The sequence below is a fragment of the Methylobacterium brachiatum genome, assembly GCF_020523825.1.
GTDB lineage: Bacteria > Pseudomonadota > Alphaproteobacteria > Rhizobiales > Beijerinckiaceae > Methylobacterium > Methylobacterium brachiatum.
On sequence record NZ_JAJALK010000007.1, the window covers coordinates 148,691 to 164,338 of the forward strand.

Below are 15,648 nucleotides of genomic sequence, written 5' to 3' on the forward strand. Positions count from 1 at the left end.
CCGGCCCATCGGTCGCGCGCCGAATCACGATGCCTGGACCCGCAATGACTCCTCCCGCTACGCCCCCGCGCAGCCTCACCGCCATCGTGCTCGCGGCCGGGAAGGGCACGCGGATGCGCTCGGACCTGCCGAAGGTGCTGCACCGGATCGCCGCGCGGACCATGCTGGGCCACGTGCTCGCCGCCGTGCAGGCGGCGGGCGCCGGCCGGATCGCCGTGGTCGCCGAGCCCGGCCGCGAGGACGTCGCCGCCGAGATCGCCCGGGAGGCGCCCGGCGCGCAGGTGTTCCCGCAGGCCGAGCGCCTGGGTACCGCCCACGCCGTGCTGGCCGCCCGGGCGGTGCTTGAGACGCCCGACGACGACGTGGTCATCGCCTTCGGCGACACGCCGCTGATCAGCGCCGAGACCTTTTTGCGACTCCGCGCGCCGCTCGCTGACGGCGCGGCGGTGGCGGTCCTCGCCTTCGAGAGCCCAAATCCGACCGGCTACGGCCGGGTGCTCACCGAGGGCAGCCGTGTCCTGGCGATCCGCGAGGAGAAGGACGCGAGCCAGGAAGAGCGGGCCGTGACCCTGTGCAATGCCGGCCTGATGGCCCTGTCGGGGCAACACGCCCTGACGCTGCTCGGGCGCATCGGCAACGACAATGCCGCCGGCGAGTATTACCTGCCCGACGCGGTGGCGCTCGCCGTCGCCGAGGGGCTGTCAGTCACGGTCGTGCCCGTGGACGAGGCGGAGGCGCAGGGCGTCAACGACCGGGTCCAGCTCGCAATCGCCGAGGCCGCGATCCAGGCCCGGCTGCGCCACAGCGCCATGCTGGGCGGCGCCACGCTCGTCGCCCCCGAGACGGTGTTCCTGAGCCACGACACGATCCTGGGACGCGACGTCGTGGTGGAGCCGCACGTCGTGTTCGGGCCGGGCGTGCGGGTCGCGGACGGCTGCACGGTGCGGGCCTTCGCCCATCTGACCGACACCGTGCTGGAGGCGCGCGTGCGCATCGGGCCGTTCGTGCGGCTGCGCGGTCATGCCGTCCTCGAGACGGGCGCCGAACTCGGCAATTTCGTCGAACTCAAGAACGCCCATATGGGGCCGGGCGCCAAGGCCGCGCATCTGACCTATCTCGGGGACGCGGAGATCGGGGCGAAGGCCAATATCGGCGCCGGAACGATCACCTGCAATTACGACGGCGTGCTCAAGCACCGGACCAATATCGGTGCCGGCGCCTTCATCGGCTCGAACTCGGCGCTGGTGGCGCCGGTGACCGTGGGGGAGGGGGCCTATGTGGCCTCCGGCTCGGTCATCACCGACGACGTGCCGGCAGACGCCATGGCGGTCGCCCGCGGCCGGCAGGCGGTGAAGCCGGGCTGGGCGAAGCTAAAGCGAGCGGCGCTGCTCGCCGAGAAGGCGTTGCGCGGGGGGCGTTGAGGCGCGCTGGCCGAGGTCTGCTGCCGATCTCGGCTTGGGTGTGCGATGGCCGACCTCGACCCAACCCGGTCGTCGGGTCCGCCGTCAGCTCTTCCCGAAAGCGGCCGTTAGTCGGTCGTCCGGCAGCTTCGGCTGAGGGTGGAAAGCTGCCCTCCGGCGGAGCGCAGGGCATTCGTCGTGATCGGCGTCAGGCGGCGAGGCGTTCGCGGGTCTGCACGATCATCAGGGCCGCCTCTGCCGCCTCTCGCCCCTTCGTGACGAAGTGCGCCCGGTAGATGTCGCTATGGTGCGCTCCCTCGCGGTAGTGATGCGGGGTAAGGGACACTGACAGCACCGGCACGCCGCTGTCCAAGCCCGCGCGCATCAAGCCATCGATCACGGCCTGCGCGACGAACTCGTGACGGTAGATGCCCCCGTCCACCACGAGGGCCGCTGCTGCAACAGCAGCATAACGGCCGGTAGCAGCCAGATCGCGGGCCAACAGTGGCATCTCGAATGCGCCGGGCACGTCGAACACGTCGACCTGATCGGCGGGAACGACTTCTAGGAAGCCCTTGAGCGCTTGTTCGACAACGTCGGCATGCCAAGCGGCTTTGATGAAAGCGAAGCGGGCGAGTGTCACCGTGATCTCCTTTCGCGACAGACACGTCACCCAAGGCGATCACGGTCACGCGCCGCGCACGGATGCGCGGACGGCGGACACGTTCTCTTTCATCCGGACTGTGACCGTCGGCTCAGGCATCGCACCTGATCTGCTGACCCCTCCTCGCGGAGGGCGCTCGCGGGCTCGCGGCCGAAGCCGCATACCGCCGGTGGGGAGTTTCACCCCGCCCTGAGAACGCGGGCACGATAGCGAACGGGATCAGGGTGAGACAAGAGCCGTCCGCAATGGGTCGTGAGCGGGCTCGGCGACGATGTCCGCTTCTATGTATCGCCGCCCCAAAGCGCACAGGCAGATATCCACTTGTCCGAGACACTCACGCAAGCCGCGGCTGATGACTGAGACTGGCCGAAAGCCGGTTGGCCACGTGGGAGACGTCATGGCGCCGAAGCAGACATGCCGGAGCTGTGTTTCGGCAAGCAACTTCGGCATCGTGGCGCCGGGGATCGGCGTGCGATTGCTGGTGTGGCGCAATCGCGAGACTCGGTGCCTCCGAACATCGCCGGGGTGAGGTCGTCACCGCAAACGCGGCGGCTGATGCCGCCGCGCTCGCGATCAGCCGTGCGGCTTGAACACGACCTTCGTGCAGTTGTCGGTCTTGTCCCGGAACGCGTCGTAGAGCGCCGGCCCTTCCTCCAGGTTGGTGGAGCGGTGGCTGATGATGAAGGACGGGTCGATGTCGCCGTTCTGGATGTGCTCCAGGAGCGGCTTCATGTACCGGACCATGTGGGTCTGGCCGGTCTTCAGGGTCAGGCCCTTGTTCATGAGGATGCCGAGCGCCACCGGTCCGACGGGGCCGGCGAAGACGCCGGGCATCGAGACGTTGCCGCCGGGGCGGCAGGCCAGGATCGCCTGGTTGAGCGCGAACGGCCGCTCCAGGCTCACCGTGTGCTCCATGATCGCCGAGGAGACCTTCTGGAGCGTGGTGTCGGCCCCGTGGGACTCCATGCCGACCGCCTCGATCACCGAGTCGGGGCCCAGGCCGTGGGTCATCTCCATGAGCGTGTCCTGCACGTTCTGATGCCCGAGATCGATGGTCTCCGCGCCGGCCTCGCGGGCGAGCGCCAACCGCTCAGGCACGCTGTCGATGGCGATGACGCGCTTGGCACCCAGGAGATAGCAGCACTTCACGGCAAGCACGCCCACCGGCCCGCACCCCCAGATCGCGACCGTATCCTCCGGGCCGATGTCGCAATGCTCGGCTGCCTGGTAGGCGGTGGGGAAGATGTCGCTGAGGAATAGGACCTGCTCGTCGCTGAGCCCCTCGGGTACCACGATGGGGCCGACATCCGCGTAGGGCACGCGCAGATACTCGGCCTGGCCGCCGGCGAAACCGCCGGTGATGTGCGAGAAGCCGAACAGGCCGGCGAGCGGGTAGCCGTAGGTCTGGGCCTGCAGCTTGCCGTTCGGATTGGTCCGCTCGCAGCAACTCCAATTGCCCCATTTGCACTGCCGGCACTCGCCGCAGCAGATCGTGAACGGCACCACGATGCGGTCGCCGACCTTGAGCTTGTGATTGTCGCGCCCGACCTCGATGACCTCGCCCATGGTCTCGTGGCCGAGGATGTCACCGCATTCCATAGTCGGCATGAACCCGCCCATCAGGTGCAGATCCGAGCCGCAGATCGCGCAGGCGGTGACCTTGATGATCACGTCCCGCCCGTGCTCGATCGTCGGATCGGGCACGGTCTCGCAGGTGATCGTGCCGCGGCTCTGCCAGGTGAGCGCTTTCATTCAAAACATCTCCATCGATTTTTAGGCGTCGATAGATCTAACCGGCGCTTTCGGCCAAATGATCCCGGGGAATTACGCGCTGGAGACCCGCTAAATATTTTCCCTCTCCGAACGGATCGATCGGGGCGGCCCAGTGTTTCTCTATTGCAGTGCAATATTTCTGCGGCCGTTCGATCATCGCGGCTGCATCCCGTTTTCGGTTCAGGCCGCGCCATCGCCGGCCTGGCTCGCCGCGCGAGCCCGAACCCCGCACCTCAAGGATCGCCTATGCGTCTCACACTCGCCCTCGGGGCCTCCGTCCTCTTGCTCGGTCTCTCGCAGCTGCCGGTCCGGGCCAGTTCCTGCGCCGAGCAGATCGGGACGATCGAACGCCGCCTCGACAGCGCCGGCGCCATCCACGTGGCCGGCCTTCAGGACGGCCACACGATCCGCAGCAGCAAGTCGCCGAAGGCCCTGGCGCAGGCGCCGGCCGGCGCGCCGAGCGACGCGCACATGATCTCGACGGCGGCCCACATCTCCGACGCGCGGCGGCTCATCGGCCGGGCGGTGGACGAGGATCGCGCCGGTCAGCAGCGCGCCTGCGAGCACACGATGACCGAAGCCAAGGGCATGATCGGCGCGCTGCCGTAGAACCGCGTCCCACAACACGCTGCGCGACGCGTCAGCCGTCGCGCTCTCCGCCCGGACGGCATCGCTTCGGATTGATCCGGTTGATCAGGAGCACGGCCTTACCTTTCAGGATCAGATCATGACGCGTCGTTCTCCCTCCCGCCCCTGGCTCGTCCCGACCCTGGTAGGTTCGGTCGCGGCCCTGGGCGCCTCGGCCCTCTACGCGCTGGCGGCGACCCGCAAGGCGGAGCGGCGCACCCCGCCGATCGGCCAGTTCATGACTATCGATGGGCTGCGCCTGCATTACATCGAGCGCGGTCACGGGGAACCGCTGGTCCTGATCCACGGCAACGGTACCCTGATCCAGGATTTCCTGGTGAGCGGCATCGTCGACGATCTCGCCAAGCGCCACCGCGTCATCATCTTCGACCGGCCCGGCTACGGCTACAGCGATCGGCCCCGGGGCCTCTGGACGCCCCGCGCCCACGCCACCCTGTTCGAGAAGGCGTTGGAGCGGCTCGACGTGTCGCGAGCCGTCGTGCTCGGCCATTCCTGGGGCACGCTGGTGGCGGTCGCCCTGGCGCTGCAGGCCCCGCACCTGGTGCGCAGCCTCGTCCTGGCCTCGGGCTACTACTATCCCACACTGCGCGCCGACGTGATCCTCACCGCTCCGGTGGCGATCCCCGGGATTGGCGACCTGATGCGCTACACGGTGTCGCCGTTGGCCGGGCGCCTGATGCTGCCCGCCCTGATCAAGGGGATGTTCGCGCCGGCAGCCGTCTCGGAGCGCTTCGATCACGCCTTCCCGAAGGACATGATGCTGCGCCCGCTGCAGCTGCGTGCCTCGGCGGAGGATGCCGCCACGATGACGCCGGCCGCCGCGGAGCTTCAGCACCATTACCGGGACCTAAGGATCCCCGTCGTGATCATCACGGGCGGGGACGATCAGATCGCCGATGTTGGCCGGCAATCGCAGCGGCTCCACCGGGAGCTGCCCGGCAGCACGTTCATGGTCGTCCCCGGCATGGGCCACATGATCCACCACCTCGCGCCCGATCAGGTGATCGCGGCCGTGGCGCGCGCGTCGGAGCCTGCCATTCGGGCGGTCGCCTGAGATCCGGGCCTCGACCGGTGCCGGAGCGCGTCGCGGCCCGGGCCTTGCGTTGCAGGCGCAAGCGCACGGCTCCCAGAGGCGGCAGCACCCGTTTGAGACACGCTGACGCGGGACCGAGCTTAGATACTATAGTGACGTCTCGGGTCCTCATCAGTGAGGAAACTGTCCGGTCTTGTTGCGGCGCTGCCAATTTCACGGCGTTACTTTCCAGCAGCATGGCAACCGCTCGCGTATTCCCGAGGCGGTCCTTCGATGGCTACACGGCGTTCGGCGTAAACTAGCGCTTCAGGCGTTGTCGCATCCAGCGCGTGGCGTCCTCAAGCGTGTCGAACGTGGGTGCGCGCGCTCCCGCGAGACGGCCCAATCCAACCTCCAGGAACCAGCTCCCGCAGCGCGCATGCTCCGGTGCGTCGAGACGGACCAGAACCGCCACGAGCAGCCCGTTGGCGATCACCAGCATGCCGACCTGGTCCGGGCTCGCCGTGTCGACCGAGATGGGCTGGAGCACGACCAGGGTCTCGACGTTGTCCTGGCCAGCCACCTCTACCCTCCCAGAGCGCTGCTCAACCAAGGCACCTGCCGGCGGCCGCTCCAACGCGTGTTCCTGATATGGAGGTAATTGGGATTGAACCCGCAATACGTCTTGAGCTGCTCGACGTCCAAGACTGTGAGGACTCGGCTCTTCAGCGTGATGAGATCGAGCCGGCGCAACTCCTTGATCGTTCGGTTCACGTGAACGTCCGACAGGCCCATCGTGTCAGCAATATCGGTCTGGGTGAACGGGAACAGATAGCTGTTGTCGTTGACGTGCCCCACCGCTTCCAGGCGCAGCAGCAACTCGCAGAACAGATGCGCGATGCGCTGATCGGCCGGACGGCTGCCGAGGTTGACGAGCCACTCCCGCAGCACGGCCTCATCCACGAGAGCGCACCACATCAAAGCCCGCATCACCCGCGGGTGGCGCGCCGTGATCTCCTCGATGGCTTGTCGTGGGATCTCTACGACCTGACAGGCTGAGACCGTGCCGATATTGTGGTCCATCTGGTCAAGGATAAACACGTTGAGGTCGCAGAAATCCCCGGGCACGAAGTAGGCCATGATCTGGCGCTGGCCGTCCGCCAGGACCTTGTAGCGACAGGCATAGCCGCTGAGGATGAGATGGACATTGCCGGGGACGTCGTTCTCTCGGATCAGGTCCGTTCGAGCCCCCACCTGCCGAACCCGCGAAGCGAACCCGCGCAACGCCTCCCGGTCGGCGCTCGTCAGTTCCTCGAAGCTCTCAAGCTTGCGGATCAGCGCATCTTGCATCGGACCACGGCAGCGAAGGGGGGCCTGCGTCCTTACGTCCAGCTTTCGATAAAAACTTTGTCATATGATGGATATTCGCGGTCTGCAGCAGGCAGGTGACCGCGGCTTTACAACTGTTCGCTTTCGGACGGAGCGAAGCGCAGATGCAGAGCATCCGCCGGATGGAGCTTCAGCATTTGAATGAAGGCGGATCGGCTCGTACGACGAGGTTCGACGGGTGAAGGCGTGATGCGGCCCTCGATCAGTGCGCATGTGATCTGATCAGGCCATACTTAACTTTAGGGCCGGAATGCAAAACATCTCTGATAAGTTTGATATTTAAGATTTCGCCGTCGTTTGACATTGTTCTATCCGTCATTCGAACTTATGAATGACGTATGATAGTTTTCCGTTCTGTGCGTTAGCGTAAAAGAATATACCGTCGACGAATATCTGGGCGTTAACGGCAGAGAGATGCGAATGCTCCCGCCTGCGTGAAGACTGGACATACAATGCCGCATTTTTTCTTCGATACCGATGACGGGGATTTCCGCTTTCAGGATGAGGAAGGTTTCGAATTACCGAGCGTTGACGCAGCCCGTATTGAGGCACTTGATGCCCTTCCGGATATGGCACGCAACAAGATCCCAGACCGCGATCGTCATACCTTCGCAGTGCGTGTCCGGAACGAGGGCGGAGCGGTGGTTTACTCCGCCTCGCTCGACTTAATGGGCACGTGGCACATTCCGCGTGCGGGTACGTAGCGCCCTCTTGAGGGCCGGACGACGGCCTCAGCCCGGCTAACCCCACGCCCCGGAATGCGATCAGATGGCGGGGTCGGGCGTAGCGGTGCCTCGTTCCCGTACCTGCGCCGGTCCTGGACCTCGTGCCGAGCAAGCCTGCGGCCCACCCCCATCAGAGGCGCGGCGGCACAAACGGGGGCCGGGGATGACTTCCAGCATGCTCGAGCCCCCATTAACCCGACTGGCGGGCCGCTCCCAAAGCTCGTGAGTGCCAGAGCAGCGGCCTCACGACCGACCTCGCTCCGTATTATGCGCGTGCCTCTTCGGATCGGTTACGGCGCCGGCTTCCTCTCCTATGCTCTCTGCAAGGTCCGGTAGGTCGAGCAACTCGGTATGTATCTGCCGATAAATTATCCTTCCTTCGAACATCACGATGATGGTGCCCGCAATAACGAGCAGCAAGCCGAGCAATGCGGATCCGGCACTTAAAAATTTCAGGGATTCCACCTCCGGGAAAGATAAAGCGATACCGCCGGATATCAAGGTAAATATCAGTAGAATTGCGGACACCAATCCACATCCTGTTGCCCTGCTCATCAGCTCGCAGCGACGCTTATAGTGCACGATCTGATCTATCATGTTGGATTTTCTGCTCCCAGATAGATCGGACGTTCTATATGTTTCGATTATGTCTCGGTAGCGTTCTACGGCGGCATCGTATCTGGTTTGAAGGAAGCCTACGAAAATCCAGGCCGCGAAAATGAGCGACGCTGCCGGCCCAATCACCTTCAGCACATTTGCGAGATCCAAGTTCATAGGGTTCAGCTGCTCCCATGCCTTGCGGCGGCCTGAGACCGCGGAAAGCGTGGGGCGCTCTCCAAACTATCTGAGTTCAATCGCGGACACGGGGTAATGTTCGATCAGAACCCCACGTGAATCTCCGTATCCGCACGCTGCAGAACCTGGCCTATGGCGGCCGGTCTTGATCCCGGCGGTGAACTCGGCGCGCTGGCGAGCAGTAAAATCATTCTTCAAAACGAACAAAATCTAACATTGGATGGAGTTGCCGGGCCAGGAGAGTCCAAAAGGAGTTCGGCACATTCGGATCGAGCGGCAGCCATGAATCACCAAGCGGAACTTTCCCCCACTTTCTGGACTGAGCTTGAGCGCACCGTGTCATCCAAGGTTGGTGACGCCCTTAACACAGATGAAATTCCGCACGAATTGCTGATCTCCTACCTGCGCGATTTAGAGGTCCTGGCGCGGACCGCCTGTGATCGCCGGCAGACCGTACAAATCATCGCGTCTGGCCGCAGTGTCCTCGGTGACCGAACGGCGGTCGGGCCGCAGGATTGTGCGTTCTCCTAGGCACACCTGTGAGCCGATTGGATTTCGGGGCAGCCTGCGGTGCCTAACCCAGATCGGAGACCAAAATGCTCTACGACGAGGTCGCTCGGCTGGCCGAGGAGGCGTTTCGGTTGAACGCAAGGATCGCCCAGAATGCCATGCTGCTGACGGTGGCGATGAACTACGCCTGGACGGCAAGTCGGCGACAGGAAGTGCAAGGAATCGGAAGCGCAATACAGAACTCCGCGCAGCGCCCAGTGCGATCCAGCCGCCCTAAACGCCGCGGCGCGTCAACAGACGTCGCGGCGCGAGGCCTGCGCGCTCTTTGACGGAGCGGAATACTGATCGTCGGGCGTCGTCGGACCTGCTTGAGGCGTTCGACGCATCGACGAGGTCGGCATCGGCCGCCTGCCACTTCGGCAGTCAGATTCAGGCCGCGGTCGACACGCTAAAGGCTGAAGTGTCGCTTGGCCGCTTTGGCCAGCCGCTGGGGCTCGCCCCGGTCTACGTTTTCCTGGCAAGCCGAGAGGTGCGCTACGTCACCGGCGAGGTCCACGGCGCGACGGGCGGCAACGGCTCCGCCTAGGTTTGCCGGGGTGGAGGGACGCGGTCTTGCCGCCAGAGGTTATGTCGCGACGATCAAAGGCTTGATGCCGGGGTCGAGCGTTGTCGGCACGGGCTGTTCGGTCAGGACCCGCTCTTGGCATGACCGGTGGTGAACGGCGCCCTGCGGTCGGAGCGTGAGGCGCTCCGCAGGAACCGGCACCGATGAAGGAGCTTGGCTCACCGAGTCGGTACGGTCGCCGGCCGGGAGAAGCGCATGTCTACCGATACTGAGAAGCACCGCGCCCTGCTGGGCGCCCTCAAGGACGCCCAAGGCAAGGGCGATGGCGCCTTCGAGACGGCTGCCGTCGCAGCCTTCGAACACGTCTTCGAGCACTTGGGCCGCCTGAACGACCATGTCGCGCAGGGCGGCCCCGATGGTGAGGAACGACGCCTGAAGGACGGGGAATCCGCCACTTTACGATAATCGCGGCCCCATCGGCGAGGCGTTGGCGCTCGGGAGCACCAACGCCTCTAGCCGCGATCAGGCGTTCTGCGTGGCCGCAGACCGTACGGGAAGGATCCAGTTCGGTCTGACGAAGTGGCAGGTGTACCCGTCTGGCCGCCGCTCCAGGTAATCCTGGTGCTCGGGCTCGGCCTCCCAGAACGGTCCGGCGGGCGCCACCTCGGTCACGACCTTCCCGGGCCACAGGCCGGACGCGTCGACGTCGGCGATGGTATCCTCCGCAACCCGACGCTGGTCGTCGTCGATGTAGTAGATCGCCGAACGGTAGCTCGGCCCGCGGTCGTTGCCTTGACGGTTCGGCGTCGTCGGGTCGTGGATCTGAAAGAAGAATTCCAGCATGCGCCGGAAGCTCGTCCTGGCCGGGTCGTAGACGATCTCGATCGCTTCAGCATGGGTGCCGTGGTTGCGGTAGGTGGCGTTCGGCACATCGCCACCGGTGTAGCCGACACGGGTCGACAGGACACCGTCCTGACGCCGGATCAGGTCCTGCATGCCCCAGAAACAGCCGCCTGCCAGCACCGCTCTCTCGCTCGCCATGTTGTCCTCCGTAGGCTCCGCCATGCTCCTAGATAGGGATTCCGTGGGCACTTGCCCCGCGACCCTGTACCCCGCCCCCGTGAAGCCCGCGTCCGGACCTCCTTACTCACCGGTCTGATCGATACCCTTGTAGCCGGGCCTCCACCCTTGAATGGCTGATAGGCGTCCGCTGTGGGCCGTGAGGGGGGTCAAAGACATCGTCCGCTTCCACGCATTGCCGCCGCAAAACCGACCGGCGGACATCCACCCAAAGCTGACTGTCAGCGTCCGTCCTATGGCCGCGACGCGAACAGTCGCCCGCGTGTACCGCAAGCATGCCGTGGATTTTATTGCACCACGAAAACCACCGCGGCAGCTCAGATCCGATAGCGACGCCCGCGGGCAAGCCCACGCTTGACGCGCCTCCACGCAGCTGGGACACGGCCGCCTTTCCGGACATCGACCCGCACGATGCTGCTCAACCGCGTGTTTCCCGTCTGCGCCGTCCTGGCCGCGGCCACCGCCTACGTCGCGCCGGACATGTTCCTCCCGATACTCCCGCACGTCGCCGTGCTGCTGGCCGTGATCATGTTCGCCCTCGGGGTGACGCTGACGCCCGCGGATTTCGGCCGGATCCTGGCCCGGCCCGCGCCGGTCGCGACCGGCGTCGTGGTCCATTACCTCGTGATGCCCGCCGCCGCCTGGGCCATCGCCCACGCCCTCGGTATGGGCACGGAGCTCACGACCGGCATGGTGCTGGTCGGCAGCGTCGCCAGCGGCACGAGCTCCACCCTGATGGTCTACATCGCCGGCGGCGATGTCGCCCTGTCGGTGACGGTCGCCGTCGCCTCGACGCTGGTGGGCCTCGTGGCGACACCGCTCCTGGTGCGCTTCTACGTCGACGCCGCCGTGCCGGTGGATGTGGCGGGGCTCCTGGCCAGCCTTGTGGAGATCGTGGCCGCGCCCGTGGCCGTGGGGCTGGCGCTCAACCGGCTCGCGCCGCGTCTGGTCGGGCGCTTCGAGCGCGCGCTGCCCATCGTGTCGATGGCCGCCATCCTGCTGATCATCGGCGCCGTGGTGGCCGGAAGCCGGGCGAGCATCGCCGCGGTCGGGCCCCTCGTGCTGCTGGCGGTAGCGCTGCACAACGGCGCCGGCCTGGTCTGCGGCTACTGGAGCGGGCGCCTGCTCGGCTTCGATGAGAGCACCTGCCGGACCCTGGCGCTGGAAGTCGGCATGCAGAATTCCGGCCTCGCGGCGGCGCTGGGCAAGCTCTATTTCTCACCGCTGGCCGCCCTGCCGGGGGCGGTCTTCTCCGTATGGCACAACCTATCGGGCTCAATCCTGGCCGGCCACTGGTCGGGCCGGAACCGGGCCGTCGCCGCGCGCGGGACCGCGCCGCGATAGGGCAACCGCGGCGGCGCCCCCCGCGGCCACAGCCCTGTCGCCGGGGCTGGCCCTGTGCGGCCCTGATCCGGTACACGTCCCGCTTGGCTCGGCGGTGAGCGAACGGCCCGGACCTTGCGCGGCCGGTCCGCGCGCGGCCACCCGGGCGTCAAAACGAGAGACACTTCCATGTGCGGCATCGTCGGCATCGTCGGGCGCGACGCGGTGGCGGGGCAGGTGATCGAGGCCCTGCGGCGGCTCGAATACCGCGGCTACGATTCCGCCGGCATCGCCACCCTGGAGCATGGGCAGCTGGCGCGCCGCCGCGCCTCGGGCAAGCTGGTCAACCTCGAGGAGAGGCTGGAGCGCGAGCCGCTCACCGGCACGATCGGCATCGGCCACACCCGCTGGGCGACCCATGGCCGGCCCAACGAGACCAACGCCCACCCGCACGCCACCAAGCGGCTCGCCGTCGTCCATAACGGCATCATCGAGAATTTTCGCGAATTGAAGCACGAGCTCGAGGCCGACGGCGTCGTCTTCGAGACCGAGACCGACACCGAGGTCGTCGCCCAGCTGGTCAGCCGCAACATGGACCGGCAGATGAGCCCGGTCGATGCGGTCGCCGCCGCCCTGCCGCGGCTGCGCGGCGCCTTCGCGCTGGGCTTCATCTTCTCCGGCGAGGAGAACCTGCTGATCGGCGCCCGCCACGGCGCGCCGCTCGCGGTCGGGTTCGGCCAGGGCGAGACCTATCTCGGCTCAGACGCCCTGGCGCTCGCGCCCTTCACCGACGCGATCACCTATCTCGACGAGGGCGACTGGGCGATCCTGACCCGCGACGGCGCCGAGATCCGCGACCAATCCGGCGCCCGGGTCGAGCGCCCGCGCCAGAAGATCGCCACGCAGGCCTACCGGATCGACAAGGGCGAGTACCGCCACTTCATGGCGAAGGAGATCCACGAGCAGCCCGAGGTGGTGGGCCGCACGCTCGCCCATTACGTCGACATGGCCAACGGCCGGGTGATGCTTCCGGAGGCTTTGCCCTTCGACTTCGCCAAGCTCAGCCGCGTCTACATCACCGCCTGCGGCACGGCCTTCTATGCCGGGCTGGTGGCCCGCTACTGGTTCGAGCAGGTCGCGCGCCTGCCGGTGGAGATCGACGTCGCCTCCGAGGCCCGCTACCGGGAGGCGCCGCTGGAGAGGGACGGGCTGACGCTGGTGATCTCGCAATCGGGCGAGACCGCCGACACCCTGGCCTCGCTCCGCTACGCCAAGTCTCAGGGTCAGCACACGCTGTGCGTGGTCAACGTGCCGACCTCGACCATCGCGCGGGAATCCTCCGTGGTGATGCCGACGCTCGCCGGCCCCGAGATCGGCGTAGCCTCGACCAAGGCGTTCTCGTGCCAGCTCACCGTGCTGCTGTGCCTGGCCATCGCGGCCGGCCGCGCCCGCGGCACCCTCGACGCCGCCGGCGAGCGCCGGCTGGTCGACGCGCTGATCAAGGCCCCGGGCCTGATGGCGGAGGCGCTGACCCGCGAACCGGAGATCGAGCTTCTCGCCCGGGACGTCGCGAAGGCGCGCGACGTGCTCTATCTCGGCCGCGGCACCAGCTACCCGATGGCGCTGGAGGGCGCGCTGAAGCTGAAGGAGATCAGCTACATCCACGCCGAGGGCTACGCCGCGGGCGAGCTGAAGCACGGGCCGATCGCGCTGATCGACGAGAGCGTGCCGGTGATCGTGATCGCGCCCCACGACGCGGTGTTCGAGAAGACGGTCTCGAACATGCAGGAGGTCGCCGCGCGCGGCGGGCGCATCGTGCTGATCGGCGACGCCAAGGGCGCGGCCGAGCACGGCCTCGACACCATGGCCACGGTGACCATGCCGGACCTCGACGCCACGGTGGCACCGATCGTGTACGCGGTGCCGATCCAGCTGGTGGCCTACCACACCGCGGTGTTCATGGGGAAAGACGTCGACCAGCCCCGGAACCTCGCCAAGTCGGTCACCGTGGAGTAGCCGCACGGGCGATCAGGGAATCCGTCGCCCCGGCAGATGAACGACGCGCGGAACAAGACGGCCGGGTGAGAGGATCCAGCAGGCACCGCGCTTCGGGCTTCCAACGAGCGCGGTGCCGTGGCGCATTCGGCGGTTCACCGAGGCGTCATGGCATGGCCGATACGGCTAGACATGGACGCGTGACAATCGAGGCTATCACTGCCCGCGGGAGCGAGCGTATCTGACAGAGCGGGTACGGATGGGTCGGTATGGCCCGGCCGCTCGGTTCAGATGATCTTGAGACGCAGATCGCGCGACTTCTGCGTCCGTCATGACCACTGCCAGCGGTCCGCCCGTCAGAGTGGGCTTGCCGAACCGACGGCCTCCGCCTGACCGAGGCAAACCGGCACGACAGCGTGAAGACCGCTACCGCGCCGTAGGCGTGCGGGCCGCTGACAGCCCGACATCGTGGATCGACGATAGGGGCCAGCGGCACCGACCCGGCGCGGCTCATTGGGTCGGATGAAGCTATCGTCTTAAGGTTGGCTGCGCCCGTCGATTTCACGCGTGGGGCGAAGCCGCGCCGTCTTCCGCGAGCCCCGACAGATCCCGCTCCTCCGGCGTGAGCGGCGGCACCACGGACGTTCCCGTCCGCGCCGAGATCAGCGCCGCCTCGATGCAGGCCATCACCTGAAGCGCCTCGAGGGCGACGGTGTGGTCGATGGCGCCTTGCGCGACTTGCCGGGCGACGCCCGCGTAGTAGTGCCGCTGATCCCCGGCAACGGCAGGCGCGTGCGTCACGGCGCCGGTGCCGTCATGGATGGCGATCCCGTCCGGATCCTCCCCCCAACCCGGCGCCCCCGGAGCGAGGCCGGCCAGGAGTTGCTGCTCCTGGATGTCGAGGCGCTGCTTGACGAGGCTGCCGGCCTCGCCGTGGACGAGGAAGCGGGGCGATCCGCCGGCGACCAGCATGCTGGCCTGCAGGACAACGCGCAGGTCCGGATAGTCGAGCACGACATGGGCCCAGTCGTCGGACAAGGCGCCCTGGCGCAGCCGCGCCAGGTTCGCGGTGATCCGGTCGGGCAGGCCGAACAGCTGGAGCGCCTGATCCACGACATGGGGCCCGAGATCGTACCAGATGCCGCCGCCAGGGCCGGCCCCTTCCCGCCAGCGGTCGCGGACCAGCGGGCGGAACCGGTCGAAATGCGACTCGATGTGCCGGACCTTGCCGACGCGACCCTCCGCGATGGCCGCCCGGACGGTGAGATAGTCGCTGTCCCAGCGCCGGTTGTGGAACACGGACAGCATCCGGTCCCGGTGCCGTGCCAGCGCAACCAGGTCCCGCGCCTCGGCGAGGTCGAGGGTGAAGGGCTTGTCGACGACCACGTGCTTGCCGGCTTGCAGCGCCAGCCGGGCCAGGGGCGCGTGGGTGTCGTTCGGCGATGCGATCACCACGAGGTCGACGTCGTCCGACGCCGCGACCGCGGCGGGCTCGGCGATGACGGTCATACCGGGCAGGTCGGCCCGGACCTTGGCCGGGTCGCGCGAGCCGACCACCCGGAGGTCGAGCGCCGGAACAGCCCGGATCAGGGGGGCGTGAAAGGTTTTGCCGGCATAGCCGTAGCCGATCAGGCCGACTCGGATCGGTGCAGGTGCGCTCGCCATTCAGGTCTCGTCCGGCCCGGCCATCGGGACGGCGCGATGATAGCCGCGCGACCGCCCGGGTTCACCGCCTCCGAAGCATGGAGCATCGTCCGGCCGTTCAATCG

General features: G+C 66.9%; 17 protein-coding genes and 1 riboswitch. Of the genes, 10 read left to right on the forward strand and 7 right to left on the reverse strand.

All coding sequences use genetic code 11. The features are described from left to right. Nucleotides 1–44 precede the first annotated feature (44 nt). On the forward strand, nucleotides 45–1,421 hold the full coding sequence (gene glmU, locus LGR69_RS17405) for a bifunctional UDP-N-acetylglucosamine diphosphorylase/glucosamine-1-phosphate N-acetyltransferase GlmU (protein WP_230366805.1): 1,377 nt from the start codon (nucleotides 45–47) through the stop codon (nucleotides 1,419–1,421). A 187-nt stretch (nucleotides 1,422–1,608) separates the two neighbouring features. On the opposite strand, the gene LGR69_RS17410 is transcribed toward glmU, so the two are convergent. Then, nucleotides 1,609–2,043: a 6,7-dimethyl-8-ribityllumazine synthase gene (locus LGR69_RS17410; protein WP_230366806.1), complete on the reverse strand. Its 435-nt coding sequence runs from the start codon at nucleotides 2,041–2,043 to the stop codon at nucleotides 1,609–1,611. 77 nt (nucleotides 2,044–2,120) lie between these two features. Then, nucleotides 2,121–2,265: riboswitch (FMN riboswitch) on the reverse strand. Between the two features lie 372 nt (nucleotides 2,266–2,637). Next, nucleotides 2,638–3,816: a zinc-dependent alcohol dehydrogenase gene (locus LGR69_RS17415; protein WP_007557768.1), complete on the reverse strand. Its 1,179-nt coding sequence runs from the start codon at nucleotides 3,814–3,816 to the stop codon at nucleotides 2,638–2,640. A gap of 267 nt (nucleotides 3,817–4,083) precedes the next feature. On the opposite strand from LGR69_RS17415, the gene LGR69_RS17420 reads away from it, so the two are divergent. Beyond that, entirely contained in the window at nucleotides 4,084–4,446 is a 363-nt protein-coding gene (locus tag LGR69_RS17420; RefSeq protein WP_230366807.1) for a hypothetical protein, read from the forward strand. Between the two features lie 118 nt (nucleotides 4,447–4,564). Next, the gene (locus LGR69_RS17425; protein ID WP_230366808.1) at nucleotides 4,565–5,539 is read left to right on the forward strand and encodes an alpha/beta fold hydrolase; all 975 of its coding nucleotides are present in this window, start codon (nucleotides 4,565–4,567) and stop codon (nucleotides 5,537–5,539) included. A 277-nt stretch (nucleotides 5,540–5,816) separates the two neighbouring features. Here the strand turns inward: LGR69_RS17425 and LGR69_RS17430 are convergent, their stop codons facing one another. Both LGR69_RS17430 and LGR69_RS17435 read right to left on the reverse strand, forming a co-directional pair. Next, nucleotides 5,817–6,080 carry a hypothetical protein gene (locus tag LGR69_RS17430; protein ID WP_230366809.1) on the reverse strand — a complete coding sequence of 88 codons (264 nt, stop codon included), beginning with the start codon at nucleotides 6,078–6,080 and terminating at the stop codon, nucleotides 5,817–5,819. A 2-nt stretch (nucleotides 6,081–6,082) separates the two neighbouring features. Next, entirely contained in the window at nucleotides 6,083–6,847 is a 765-nt protein-coding gene (locus LGR69_RS17435; protein ID WP_230366810.1) for a Crp/Fnr family transcriptional regulator, read from the reverse strand. A gap of 491 nt (nucleotides 6,848–7,338) precedes the next feature. Here LGR69_RS17435 and LGR69_RS17440 point away from each other — a divergent pair, with 491 nt between their 5' ends. Further along, nucleotides 7,339–7,590 (forward strand): DUF6894 family protein, encoded by a 252-nt coding sequence (locus LGR69_RS17440; RefSeq protein WP_122161160.1) that lies wholly within the window; start codon nucleotides 7,339–7,341, stop codon nucleotides 7,588–7,590. A 264-nt stretch (nucleotides 7,591–7,854) separates the two neighbouring features. Here LGR69_RS17440 and LGR69_RS17445 read toward each other — a convergent pair whose 3' ends face one another. Further along, nucleotides 7,855–8,385, reverse strand: coding sequence for a DUF2721 domain-containing protein (locus tag LGR69_RS17445; RefSeq protein ID WP_128754886.1), 531 nt, complete (start codon nucleotides 8,383–8,385; stop codon nucleotides 7,855–7,857). 153 nt (nucleotides 8,386–8,538) lie between these two features. On the opposite strand from LGR69_RS17445, the gene LGR69_RS17450 reads away from it, so the two are divergent. From LGR69_RS17450 to LGR69_RS17465, 4 genes are all read left to right on the forward strand, one after another. After that, on the forward strand, nucleotides 8,539–8,937 hold the full coding sequence (locus tag LGR69_RS17450; RefSeq protein ID WP_230366811.1) for a hypothetical protein: 399 nt from the start codon (nucleotides 8,539–8,541) through the stop codon (nucleotides 8,935–8,937). 65 nt (nucleotides 8,938–9,002) lie between these two features. After that, complete coding sequence (locus tag LGR69_RS17455) at nucleotides 9,003–9,245, forward strand: hypothetical protein (protein WP_230366812.1); 243 nt, start codon at nucleotides 9,003–9,005, stop codon at nucleotides 9,243–9,245. Next, nucleotides 9,242–9,502 carry a hypothetical protein gene (locus LGR69_RS32220; protein ID WP_370881385.1) on the forward strand — a complete coding sequence of 87 codons (261 nt, stop codon included), beginning with the start codon at nucleotides 9,242–9,244 and terminating at the stop codon, nucleotides 9,500–9,502. Before LGR69_RS17455 ends, LGR69_RS32220 begins: the two co-directional genes overlap by 4 nt. A gap of 234 nt (nucleotides 9,503–9,736) precedes the next feature. Continuing rightward, on the forward strand, nucleotides 9,737–9,946 hold the full coding sequence (locus LGR69_RS17465; protein ID WP_007557779.1) for a hypothetical protein: 210 nt from the start codon (nucleotides 9,737–9,739) through the stop codon (nucleotides 9,944–9,946). Nucleotides 9,947–10,003: 57 nt separating this feature from the next. Here the strand turns inward: LGR69_RS17465 and msrA are convergent, their stop codons facing one another. Further along, nucleotides 10,004–10,522: a peptide-methionine (S)-S-oxide reductase MsrA gene (msrA, locus tag LGR69_RS17470; RefSeq protein WP_230366813.1), complete on the reverse strand. Its 519-nt coding sequence runs from the start codon at nucleotides 10,520–10,522 to the stop codon at nucleotides 10,004–10,006. Nucleotides 10,523–10,972: 450 nt separating this feature from the next. On the opposite strand from msrA, the gene panS reads away from it, so the two are divergent. Next, nucleotides 10,973–11,905 (forward strand): ketopantoate/pantoate/pantothenate transporter PanS, encoded by a 933-nt coding sequence (panS, locus tag LGR69_RS17475; protein ID WP_230366814.1) that lies wholly within the window; start codon nucleotides 10,973–10,975, stop codon nucleotides 11,903–11,905. Nucleotides 11,906–12,073: 168 nt separating this feature from the next. Then, nucleotides 12,074–13,900 (forward strand): glutamine--fructose-6-phosphate transaminase (isomerizing), encoded by a 1,827-nt coding sequence (gene glmS / locus LGR69_RS17480; RefSeq protein WP_230366815.1) that lies wholly within the window; start codon nucleotides 12,074–12,076, stop codon nucleotides 13,898–13,900. 540 nt (nucleotides 13,901–14,440) lie between these two features. Here glmS and LGR69_RS17485 read toward each other — a convergent pair. Further along, entirely contained in the window at nucleotides 14,441–15,544 is a 1,104-nt protein-coding gene (locus tag LGR69_RS17485) for an oxidoreductase (RefSeq protein WP_230366816.1), read from the reverse strand. Nucleotides 15,545–15,648 lie beyond the last annotated feature (104 nt).